This is a genomic window from Variovorax sp. W2I14 (assembly GCF_050435205.1).
Taxonomy (GTDB): domain Bacteria; phylum Pseudomonadota; class Gammaproteobacteria; order Burkholderiales; family Burkholderiaceae_C; genus Variovorax; species Variovorax paradoxus_C.
The window spans coordinates 5,457,222-5,468,639 of record NZ_JBNDJX010000001.1; the positions used below are offsets into that span (position 1 = coordinate 5,457,222).

At 64.7% G+C, this 11,418-nt stretch carries 10 protein-coding genes; 5 read left to right on the top strand and 5 right to left on the bottom strand.

Going from position 1 to position 11,418, the window contains the following annotated elements; all coding sequences use genetic code 11:
- Positions 1 to 11: 11 nt before the first annotated feature.
- Complete coding sequence (locus tag QF040_RS25510; protein WP_429613341.1) at positions 12 to 5,036, top strand: pilus assembly protein; 5,025 nt, start codon at positions 12 to 14, stop codon at positions 5,034 to 5,036.
- A gap of 104 nt (positions 5,037 to 5,140) precedes the next feature.
- Positions 5,141 to 5,557, top strand: a complete 417-nt coding sequence (locus QF040_RS25515) for a type IV pilin protein (RefSeq protein WP_429613342.1) — start codon at positions 5,141 to 5,143, stop codon at positions 5,555 to 5,557.
- Positions 5,558 to 5,580: 23 nt separating this feature from the next.
- Here the strand turns inward: QF040_RS25515 and moaC are convergent, their stop codons facing one another.
- Complete coding sequence (moaC, locus tag QF040_RS25520; protein ID WP_429613343.1) at positions 5,581 to 6,063, bottom strand: cyclic pyranopterin monophosphate synthase MoaC; 483 nt, start codon at positions 6,061 to 6,063, stop codon at positions 5,581 to 5,583.
- Between the two features lie 120 nt (positions 6,064 to 6,183).
- Here moaC and QF040_RS25525 point away from each other — a divergent pair, with 120 nt between their 5' ends.
- Positions 6,184 to 7,761: a M48 family metalloprotease gene (locus tag QF040_RS25525; protein ID WP_429613344.1), complete on the top strand. Its 1,578-nt coding sequence runs from the start codon at positions 6,184 to 6,186 to the stop codon at positions 7,759 to 7,761.
- A gap of 12 nt (positions 7,762 to 7,773) precedes the next feature.
- Here QF040_RS25525 and QF040_RS25530 read toward each other — a convergent pair whose 3' ends face one another.
- The 3 genes from QF040_RS25530 to QF040_RS25540 form a co-directional block, all read right to left on the bottom strand.
- Complete coding sequence (locus tag QF040_RS25530) at positions 7,774 to 8,127, bottom strand: phage holin family protein (protein ID WP_013544240.1); 354 nt, start codon at positions 8,125 to 8,127, stop codon at positions 7,774 to 7,776.
- Between the two features lie 87 nt (positions 8,128 to 8,214).
- Positions 8,215 to 8,679 carry a hypothetical protein gene (locus QF040_RS25535; protein WP_013544239.1) on the bottom strand — a complete coding sequence of 155 codons (465 nt, stop codon included), beginning with the start codon at positions 8,677 to 8,679 and terminating at the stop codon, positions 8,215 to 8,217.
- 94 nt (positions 8,680 to 8,773) lie between these two features.
- Entirely contained in the window at positions 8,774 to 9,520 is a 747-nt protein-coding gene (locus QF040_RS25540) for a TerC family protein (protein WP_013544238.1), read from the bottom strand.
- Between the two features lie 498 nt (positions 9,521 to 10,018).
- On the opposite strand from QF040_RS25540, the gene QF040_RS25545 reads away from it, so the two are divergent.
- Both QF040_RS25545 and QF040_RS25550 read left to right on the top strand, forming a co-directional pair.
- Positions 10,019 to 10,492: a DUF3717 domain-containing protein gene (locus tag QF040_RS25545; protein ID WP_041943095.1), complete on the top strand. Its 474-nt coding sequence runs from the start codon at positions 10,019 to 10,021 to the stop codon at positions 10,490 to 10,492.
- 12 nt (positions 10,493 to 10,504) lie between these two features.
- A complete protein-coding gene (locus QF040_RS25550) occupies positions 10,505 to 10,810 on the top strand; it encodes a putative signal transducing protein (RefSeq protein ID WP_429613345.1) in 306 nt (101 codons plus the stop codon).
- A gap of 19 nt (positions 10,811 to 10,829) precedes the next feature.
- On the opposite strand, the gene QF040_RS25555 is transcribed toward QF040_RS25550, so the two are convergent.
- Entirely contained in the window at positions 10,830 to 11,390 is a 561-nt protein-coding gene (locus QF040_RS25555) for a YaeQ family protein (protein WP_013544235.1), read from the bottom strand.
- Positions 11,391 to 11,418: the final 28 nt, after the last annotated feature.

Genomic DNA, 11,418 nt, shown 5'->3' on the forward strand with positions numbered 1-11,418 from the left:
GGAGGGCTGCAATGGCTCGCTCCACACCTTCACAGCGCTCACCCTTTCGCATCTTCCACACAGTCGGCCTGCTCGCGGCTGCGGCGGCCATGCTGTTCGGCCAGCACCTTGCGACCGCGCAGGACGGCGGAGACACGGCCCTGGCGCAGACGCCGTTGTTCGTGAGCGAGAGCAATCCGCCACTGAACATGCTGGTGATGGGGCGCGACCACAAGCTCTACTACGAGGCCTACAACGACGCCTCCGACCTGAATGGCGACGGCGTGATCGACGTGGGCTACAAGCCCAATCAGATCGATTACTACGGCTACTTCAACAACAACGCCTGCTACGACTACGCCAACGAAAAGTTCACGCCCGCCGTGGCTGCCACGGGCGACAAGAAGAAGCTCTGCGGCGGAACCCGCTGGAGCGGTGACTTCCTGAACTATCTCACCACGTCGCGCATGGACGCCATCCGCCGGGTGCTCTACGGTGGCATGCGCGTGACCGACACCACCAGCAGCACCGTGCTGCAAGGCGCCTACGTACCGCGGGACGCGCATGCGTGGGGCAAGGCCTACGACCCGGTTCGTGATGGCACCGTCTACAACATCAGCGACTACGCGCCGCTGGCTGCGCCGGTGAGCGGCACCCGCCATCTGTTCGCCGTGACCACGCTGGGCGAGACCGGCGACGACGCCATCCCCCGCCTGCGTGTTCTCAACGACTCGAAATTCCAGATCTGGGACTGGGTGTCCAAGGAGGGAACTGCGGGGCAGGACCTTTGCCTGGGTGGGGTGCCATGCGCGTCGGGTACGGTATTCCAGATGCTGCCCAGCACTTCGTTCCAGAAGCTGAGCATCATGACGTGGAAGAAGACAAGAAACAACGATGCGACGCCGACAAATGCGACGGAAATGGCCTCGTTCTTCGCCACCAACGCAATAAGCAAAAACCTGTGCGGCACGGGTACGCTTCAAGTGATCAATACCACTGGCGGGGGTAACAACCCGTTCACCGGTAGCAAAAACAACAACTGCACCCAAGACAACTACCTGACGGAGATCAAGGGCGAAGTCAATGTTCCGGAGGCAGGAACCTACACCTTTGCCGTTGATGGAGATGACGCCGTCGAGGCCACCATCGCTGGCACACGCTGGGGCTGGTATGGCGGCCACGGTGCAGACCGCAGCCAAAACGGCTTGGGAAATCACTCGCAGAGCATCACCCTCGCGAAGGGCTGGAACACGATCGTATTCCGCCATGTCGAGGGTTCAGGCGACGACAACTGGGGGCTGGCCTTGCAGGTGCAGATACAGCCTGTCAGCACCATCGTGACCCGCAAGGTCCGTGTGGAAGCCTGCTCCAGCACCAACGCGGCCTTGCGCGAAGCCAGCTGCAAGTCCTATCCGAACAACGGCGGCACGGCCATCTACAAGCCGACCGGCTTGCTGCACGACTTTGGCGAAAACAACAAGATGTACTTCGGCCTGCTCTCGGGCTCGTACCAGAAGAACATCGCGGGCGGCATTCTGCGCCGCAACATGAGCAGCTTCGCCGACGAGGTGAACCCGCAGACGGGCGTCTACCAGACCGGCGTTGCCGGTGTCGTGGCCAACATGGACCGTCTGCGCCTGATCGGCTTCAACGGCAGCCAGTACAACGAGTGCGGCTGGATCAGCGACGGCCCAATCAGCGGCAAAGCTGATCCGTCGATGTGTTCGATGTGGGGCAACCCCGTGGGCGAGATGATGTTCGAGACGCTGCGCTATTTCGCCGGAGCCTCGGGAGCCCACAGCCAGTATGACTACGGCACCGGTGCCAAGGACAGCGCGGACCCGCTGAATCTCTCCAAGCCCGCATGGGTTGCGCCTTACACGGCAAAGGCCAGCGGTGGCGGCGGCTACCAGTATTGCGCGCGTCCGGTGATGACGGTGCTCAGCGACATCAATCCTTCGTACGACACGAAGATGCCGGGTAGCCGCTATCAGTCCATCGACGCCAATGCGAGCGCCTTGACCGGCTTCAATGTCGCGAACGAGGTGCAGGCCATCGGCACGGCCGAGGGGATCAACGGCAAGAACTTCTTCATCGGGCAGTCGAACTCGACCAACGCGAACGGCGCGCCGTCGGTGAAGACGGTCGATGATCTCTCCTGGGTGCGCGGGCTGTCGCCCCAGGAGCCCAGCAAGGAAGGCAGTTTTTACTCCGCGGGCGTATCGCGCTTTGCTGCCAACAACGCGGTTTTCGGTAGTGGCACGGTGAAGAACGCGCTGATGACTTATTCCGTGGCCATCGCCTCCCCGCTGCCGGAGATCCGTTTTCCGGTGGGCAATGGCCGGTTCGTGACGATCTCCCCCTTTGCCAAGTCCGTGACCGGCTTCAACATCAACCCGACGGTCTTCGCGCCGACCAATCAGATCGTGGACTACTACGTGGACCGCATCGCCAATACCGGCACGGCGGACCAGAACGCCAGCATCAACGGGGGGCGGCCCTATGCGGAATTCCGCATCAACTACGAGGACGTGGAGCAGGGCGCCGACCACGACATGGATGCCATCTCGCGCTATACCGTCGCGCTGCAGGCGAACGGCACGGTGACGGTCGACATGCTGTCCGAGTACGCCGCGGGCAGCATCGGTCAGCACATGGGCTACGTGATCTCGGGCACCACCCAGGATGGCATGTATCTGGAAGTGCGTGACAAGGACACTGGCTCCGTCTACTACGCGCTGAACACGCCTCAAGGGCAGGCGCCCGGTTACTGCGCGGACAAACCCAACGAAGCGAAATGCGCCGACCTGCCACTCACGGCAAGCCGCACCTTCACGCCCAGCACCACGGGCTCCTCGGGCAGCTTCCTCAAAGACCCGCTGTGGTATGCCGCCAAGTACGGCATGCCGGGGCGCAATCCGGCTTTGGTCGCGGGCGACCCGGACAACTATTTCCTGGTCACCAACGCCACCACGCTGAAGGCGCAGATGACCAAGGCCTTCAATGACATCCTGCAAAAGAACAATTCAGTGACGGCGGTGTCGTTGAGCCTGCCCGGTGGCACGATCGCCGCGGGCGCCGATGTCTACCGCACGCTGTTCGAGGCCGATGGCTGGGCAGGCGACGTGATCCGGGACAAGCTCACCGCGACGAACACCGCCGGCCCTGGCGGCACCACCACCACCAGCTTCAACACCGTGCGTCAGTGGAGCGCTGCGGAGAAACTGGCTGCGCGCGACAAGACGACGCGCAACATCCTGTACGCGGGCGCCGGTACCACCACGCCGACCCTGCGCCCCTTTACCTTCACGGGCATCTCCGCACAGACGGCCGATGCGGCGTGGCTCACGGCGCTGAACCTGCAGCCCGGCACGAGTCCGGCCCGCGCCGACGGCAAGGCCGAGCAGCGCATCGCTTTCCTGCGTGGCGAGAACGACGCGTTTCGCGCCCGCAATAAGGTGTCCACTGGCACCGGCACCACCCTCAGCTCCAATGTGTTGGGCGACATCGTCAACTCCTCGCCTCTGCGCGTGGGCGGAGCGCTCTACAGGGCGGCCCCGGCGGATGCGCTAGAAGGCACCGGCAGCAACTACGCGACCTATGCCACGACTCAGGCGGGACGGGGCGAGATGATCTACGTTGGCGCCAACGATGGCATGTTCCATGCCTTCAGCGCGGCGGACGGCGTGGAGCAGTTCGCCTTCATTCCCACGGCGGTGCGCAATAACCTGAACACGCTGACCGCGCCCGACTACGGCAAGAAGGACGGAACGTCCCATCGCTATTACGTCGATGGCTCGCCCGTTGCCTCGGACGTGTATTTCGGCGCGGCGTGGCACAAGGTGGTGATCGGCAGCCTGGGCGCAGGCGGCAGGCAAGTGTTTGCGCTGGACGTGACCGATCCCGCATCGCCCAGCCTCCTGTGGGAGTTCGGTTCCGACCAGAACGCCAACATGGGCAACTCGCTGCCGAAACCGACCATTGCTCGTCTCAATGATCCCGCAACCGGCAAGGGCAAATGGGTCGCGCTGGTATCCGGTGGTTATCAGGGCGGCAACAGCACTGCAGGCGGCGGCGGCGCCAGCATGTTCGTCCTGGACATCTCCAACGGCACCGTGCTCCGGCGCTTCGATCTCGATGGTGGCATGACGGCCGAGGAGTTGGCGGCGTCCCTGCCCCTAGGCAACGGCCTGTCGCGTGTGAGTGCAGTGGACAACAACCGCGATGGCAAGGTGGACGTGGCCTACGCCGGCGACCTCGCGGGTAACGTGTGGCGCTTCGACATGAGCAGCGGCGATATCTCGGCGTGGACGGTGCAGAAGTTCTATACCGCCAGGGATGCGAACGACAAGCGCCAAGCCATCACGACGGCTCCCTACGTGGTACCGCACCCCACGGGAACGGGCGATCTGGTGATCTTCGGTACGGGGCGCCTGCTGACGGCCAGCGACAAGAGCAGCACGCAGAGACAGACCGCGTATGGCATCTGGGACCGCTACAGCGGCAGGGGGGCGACATCGCCCACGCCTTTGCCGACGGCCTCCAAGGGCCGCACCAATCTGCAGAGCCAGTCGTTCGAGGAACTGGGGGCCGGGACAGGCAACTTCTCGCTGACGAACAACACGGTGGCTTGGTACAAGGCCAATGCCACCGGCACACGAGACGCCGATGTCGACAAATGGGGCTGGATCGTGGATCTGCCGCGCAACGGGGAGAAGATGGTCTATGACATGACGCTGTACGGACGAGGGCTGTTCCTTACGTCGGTTCGGACTTCAGACGACGCTTGTGCAGCGGGCATGAGCGGAACGATCTACGGCATCGATCCGAATGGTGGTGGCCGTACCGACTACGTCGTATTCGACATGAACAGCGACGGGGTGTTCAATTCCGCCGACATGGTGGCGGGCGGCCAGGTCAATGGCACGCCAACCGGCGGGGGCAGTCAGACCGTGGGCGGCGGGCAAGTGTTCGACCCCAGCGGGGATCCCAAGAAGGCCGTCAACCACGGGTTGCAGTTCGGCCGGCAAAGCTGGCGAAAGCAGCCGCCGAACTGATGTTTCAAGCGCTCCCCCGCCCGAATCTAGAGGACGGGGGTGTCGCCCGATGCCACCCGTATTCGCCCAAGCGGCCCGAAGCATGTCTTTTGAAGGAGAAACCAGTGCGCAATGCTGAAAAGGGCTTCACCCTGATCGAGCTGATGATCACGGTGGCCATCGTCGCCATCCTGGCGGCTATTGCTTACCCGTCGTACATGGAGTACGTGAAGCGCTCCCGGCGGGTGGAGGGGCAAAACCTGCTCAATGATGCTGCCGCACGCCAAGAGCGTTTCCGTGCACAGAACGGAAGCTATACCTCCGACCTGACGAAGCTGAAGCTACCGGACGGCGCCGCGTCGCAGAACGGCTACTACACATTGAGTGTGATCGATGCTTCCGCCACGGACTACACATTGAAAGCCCAGCGTACGGGGGCACAAACTGCGGATAGCAAGTGCGGCGACTTCACTTTGGATGCCAAAGGCACCAAGAATATGTTTGCCGGTACCCCAGGTACGACGGCGACTTGCTGGCGCTAGCTATGCTGCCGGCACACCAGGTCTTATCCCGCCACCCAACTCCCCGACTTCCCCCCATGCTTCTCCAGCACATGCACATCGGTGATCCGCATCCCCCGGTCCACCGCCTTGCACATGTCATAGATCGTCAATAGCGCCACCTGCACCGCGGTCAGCGCCTCCATCTCCACGCCGGTAGGTCCGACGGTCTCGACGGTCGCCGTGCAAGCCACTTGCGGCGCACTGCCCGCATCCGCCAGTGCAAACGCCACGGCGACCCGTGTCAGCGCCAGCGGATGGCACAACGGAATCAGATCGCTCGTCTTCTTCGCCGCCTGGATGCCGGCGATCCGCGCGATGCCCAGCACATCGCCCTTCTTCGCCGTGCCGGATTCGATCAGCGCGAGCGTCGCCGCCTGCATCTCGATGCGTCCCGTGGCCACGGCCACGCGGTGGGTGGCGGGCTTGGCGGCCACGTCGACCATGTGGGCCTGGCCCTGGGCATCAAAGTGGGTGAGGGTGTTCATGGATGGGGTACCTTCGTGCTGCGCACCGCGTCGAGCTTGCTGCGAGCCGTCCGGCGCGATGCTCATGGGTGAACGTTCGTTTCGAAGGTGCATCATAAGAGCCCGAGCCATGGACGAGGAATGCTGCGCTTGACTCCCTCCGCAAAGCCAAAGACCACCGCAACGCCCACCCTGCGCGCGCTATGCGCTTCCGTTTTGATAGCGGCGCAGGCCCTGCTGCCGATACCCGCCGGCGCGCAGATGCAGTCGATCCTCCCCGGCCTCGGCGACGGCGGCGAAATGACCGCCAGCGCCGAGCGCAGCCTCGGCGACCAGATCGCCCGCGAGCTTTATCGCGACACCGACTACATCGACGATCCGGTGATCGCCGCTTACGTGCAAGAGATCTGGCAGCGCCTCTTGACCGCCGCCCGCGCGCGGGGCGAGCTCACGCCCGAGCTGGACGAGCGCTTCGCCTGGATCGTCGTGCTGGGCCGCGACCGCAACATCAATGCCTTTGCGCTGCCGGGCGGCTATCTCGGCCTGAACCTCGGGCTGGTGGCCGCGGTGGGCAGCCGCGACGAGCTGGCGACGGTGCTCGGCCACGAGCTCTCGCACGTCACGCAGCGCCACATCTCCCGGATGATGAGCAAGCAGGGCAAGCAGATGCCGCTGATGATCGCGGGCCTCATCCTCGGGATGATCGCCGCGAGCAAGAGCCGCAACGGCGACGCCGGCCAGGCCGTGATCATGGGGAGCCAGGCGCTCTTCATGCAGAACCAACTGAGCTTTTCGCGCGACATGGAGCGCGAGGCCGACCGCATCGGCTTCGGCGTGATGACGCAGGCGGGCTTTGCGCCGCAGGGCGCTGCCGCCATGTTCGAGAAGCTGCAGTACGCCTCGCGCCTGAACGACAACGGCTCCTACCCCTACCTGCGCAGCCATCCGCTCACGACCGAGCGCATCTCGGACATGCAGGGCCGGTTCCAGTTCCGCATGGACACGGCCCCCGCGCTGCCGCTCGCGATGGACCACGCGATGATCGCTTCGCGCGCCCGCGTGCTGACGCGGCCGGGCGTCGACGTGCTGCGGCTCTGGATCCAGTCGGCCGCGAGCGGCGAGTTCGCCAAGAGCACGCCGGCCCAGCAGGCCGGCACGCTCTACGCGGCGGCGCTGGGGGCCAAGGAGCTGCGCGACTACAAGTCGGCACGTGCACTGGCCGAGCGGCTCGTCGCGCGCACTGCGGAAGACCCGGCTGCGGCGAAGCAGGCGCGATGGCTCAGTGCCGAGATCGAACTGGCCGCCGGCGCTCCGGCCAAGGCGGCCGCGCTGCTCGATGCCAGGTCGAAGGAGCGTCCCGAGATGATCCTTGCGGCCGAAGCCGCGACCGCCACGCGCCAGCCCGAGCCGATGATTCCCGTGCTGCGCGACTGGGTGGCCGCCAATCCGCGCGATGCCACCGTGTGGCGCGTGCTGGGCAACCTGTACGGCGCGCAGAACGACACGCTGCGGGCGGTGCGCGCCGATGCCGAAGCCAACGTGGCGATCCTGGACTACCCTGCCGCGCGCGATCGTTTCAAGGCGGCGCAGGAGCTGGTGCGCAAGTCGGGCGCTTCGGGCGCGCCGATCGATCACTACGAGGCGTCGATCATCGACACCCGCGCACGCGCCGTCGATGTGCTGGTCAAGCAGCAGGCGGAAGAGCCGCCGCTGAGATAGTAGCAGTCGTGCTCAACGCTTGGAGAGAAGGCCGCCGAGCGCGGTCTCGATGAGAAGGCCGAGCAGCGAGTAGATCAGCGAGCCGATCAGCGCGGCCACGAAGCCGTTGACGTGAAAGCCGCCGAGAAGCCCCGACGCGGCCCAGAACAGCAGCGCGTTGATCACGAACAGGAAGAGCCCGAGCGTGACGATGGTGACCGGCAATGTCAGCACCACCAGCACCGGCCGCACGATCATGTTGAGCAGCCCGATCACCGCGGCTGCGATGAGTGCGGAACCGAAGCTCGCGACCTGGACACCGGGATAGAGATAAGCCACTGCCAGCAGCGCGACGGCGCTGAGCAGCCATTTGAGGATGATGCGCATGCGGCGCAGGATACCCCAGAGCCCCCAAAACAACGAGCCCCGGTGCGTTGCCGCACCGGGGCTCGTCAGAAGGTGTCTGCCTCGTGTTTACTCGGCCAGTTCGTTCGCCAGCACCAGCAATGCGCCCATGCCCATCACGGCGCCGGGAAAGGCCCACCCCGACTGATGCGCGGGTGTCTGGTCGGGCGTGACCGGTTCCAGATCGACACCGATCTTCGGGCGACGCGCATCGACCACATGCGATGCACCGTGCTCGCGTTTGAGTTGCACCGTCAATTCCGCGAGCGGCCCCTTGGCCAGCACCGGGGTCACCTGGCCGCCGTTGCGCTCGAGGAGGGGCAGCAACTGCGCCTGCACCTTGCTGAACCACTTGGCGCGCCAGTTCTCGCGTGCGCTGTGGCTCACCCACTTGCTGATGCGATGCGTCATGCGCGGCGCGCAAGCCACGAGCACCCAATGGCGCGCCACGACACTGTTGGCATCCGGCGCGAGTTCGGCGAACTGCTCGCTGGCATACACGGCGTCGTCGACATAAAGAATGATCTTTTCCATGAGTGCTCCTTCAGATAGTTAGAGTGGCAGAGACTGGTTTGGACAGGAAAGTTTCTCAGCGAAGTTTCTGGCGATCAATGGGGTATGCCAGTGCTCAGCCGGTCGTCACAGCCGTTTCCGGCTTGTTGCGGGCCTGGCGCATGGCCACCCACTTGCCGATCGCGAGCACCAGCAGCGCGCCACCGATGCCGGCTGCGTACTTGATCGTGTCGGTCTGCGGCACCTTCGGCACCCAGGTCCAGTTGGTGGGGTTCGCCAAGGCCGGGTCGGACACGGCCATCGTGCCGGCGATCCAGCCGAGCAGCATGCCGCCCAGCGTGATGATCAGCGGGAAGCGGTCCATCAGCTTGATGACCAGCTGGCTGCCCCAGACGATGATCGGAATGCTCACCAAGAGGCCGAAGATCACGAGCGGCATCTGGTGGCCTTCGCCCGCACCTTGAGCGGCGCCGGCGATCGCGATCACGTTGTCCACGCTCATCACGAGGTCGGCCACGATCACGGTCTTGACGGCGCCCCACAGCTTGTCGCTGCCGGTGATGTTGCCGTGCGCGTCGTCATGTTCGGGAGCGAGCAGCTTCACGCCGATCCACAACAGCAGGAGGGCACCCACCAGCTTCAGGAACGGAATGGCCAGGAGCGTGAGCGCGAAGAAGATCAGGATCACGCGCAGCACGATGGCGCCGGCGGTGCCCCACAGGATGCCCTGGGTGCGTTGGGCGGGCGGCAACTTGCGGCACGCCAGCGCGATGACGACGGCGTTGTCGCCGCCCAGCAGGATGTCGATCATGATGATCTGACCGACGGCGACCCAGAATTCCGGGGTCATGAACTGTTCCATAGGTTCCTCTTGTCTTCGCGCCGTTCCTGCCGTTCCTTGATTGGATCGCGACGGGCAGGCGCATATCGATGCGTTTCGATTCATCCCGCACGGGGCTGGTCGAAAGCGAGGAAACGAAGGCGCCGGGTGTGGACTCCGGGGACTTGCGAACGCTTCGACCAAACCTGCGCAGGTTCAAATCGAAGGTCTTGCTCAACAGCGCCTGCGCCAGTGCGCATGCGTTGTCCGAAAGGCCGGAAGTGTTGTGCTTCGTATTGACGACCTGTCGATGTCCGCCGTTGTCCACGGCGGTCGGGAGCTACTCCCCTTCGTGGGCGGGATTAGAGCATCGAAGCTCGCGGCGTGGCAACCGAAAGTTTTCAAGCATCCGAAGAGAACCGCTCGGGAGGGCCGATGAACAGGAGCTTGCGTGCTATCTGATTTGTAGCGACCATGTCCCTTCGAGGCTGCGGGACATTGGCGGACTATGATTGCCGCTCGCTGCTTTTTCACTCCCCCATGGCCGCCATTCACATCACTGACATCGAGGCCGCCATCAACCACTGGCGCGCGAAAAGTCCCTCGCCCGACGGCATCACGCTGGCGCCCGAATTGCGCGCGCTGGCAGAGGTCTACGCGCTCATGGTGTTCCACCATGAGGACGAGGTCGACGAGGTCGGCTTTCCGCCCAAGGCCTGGGCCGCATGGCTCGACTGGTACCACAGCACCCCCGACACGCCCTGCATCGCGATCTGCTCCACCAGCCAGGGCGACGACGAATGCAAAGGCTGCGGCCGCAGCTTCGACGAAGTGCAGCACTGGCCCGCGATGACCCCGGTCGAGAAGCGCGTGACCTGGCGCCGCATCACGATGGAAGACTCGGCCTGGCGCTTCAACAAGTACGCCGAGCGGGCGCGTGAAGCCGAACCACCCAAGTGGCCTGATGGGCCCGACGACCCCGCCGAACCCCTCGGTCCCGACGACACGCCTTGAGAGGCCATCGCCGTGCGTCGTCTTGCCCAAGCGCCCAATCTCGCCATCGCAACCCTGTGGGTGCACGCCCTGCGTGAGGATGGCGTCGAAGCCACGGTGCAGCGCGAGTTCCTCGGCGCCGTCATGGGCCAGCTGCCGCCCGACCAGTGCCTGCCGGAAATCTGGATCGACGACGAGAGCCAGTTCGATCGCGCCAAGGAATTGCTGCATGCGGTGCAGCACCGGCCGCAGCACGACTGGCAGTGCGTGTGCGGCGAGCGGATCGAGGGTGGTTTCGAGCAGTGCTGGCAGTGCGGCGAGATGATGCCGGCCGTCTAGCGCTGCGGAGGCCGAAGCGCTACTTCCAGCGCAGCAGTTCGACGTCGATGCTGTTCGTGCCGTCGCCCAATGTGAGCGTGTTTTCCTGGATCGTTGCCTGCAGCTGCATGCTGCGCTGCGCGAGCGCGGCCAGTGCCTGCGAGGCCTCGGTCGGCACGCGGTAGACCTTCAGGTTCTGCGGACGCGTGAGCTTGTTCTCGATGCCGCGCCACCAGATCTCGGCCGCATGGTTGAAGCAGTAGACGATCACCTCGTCCGCCTTGCCGCAGGCCTTGATGATGGGTTTGTCCTCGGGCTGGCCGACCTCGACCCAGATCTTGACCTCGCCCGTGAAGTCGCGCAGCCACACGTCGGGCTCCTCGACGTTCGAGAGACCCGCGCCGAAGGCCAGCGTGCCGTCGCCCTGGCAGATGTCCTGCAGCTGGTGCGCGTTGAGCGCGAGCGCGACGAGCCGGATCATCATCCGCTCGTCGGTCTCGCTCGGGTGGCGCGCCAGGGTCAGCGCATGGTCGGCGTAGTAGCCGTGGTCGATGTCGGCCACCGCGAGGGTGGCCTTGAAGATGGTGGATTTGAGGGCCATGGGTGCGCGAGTGTATGCCCGCGCTCCC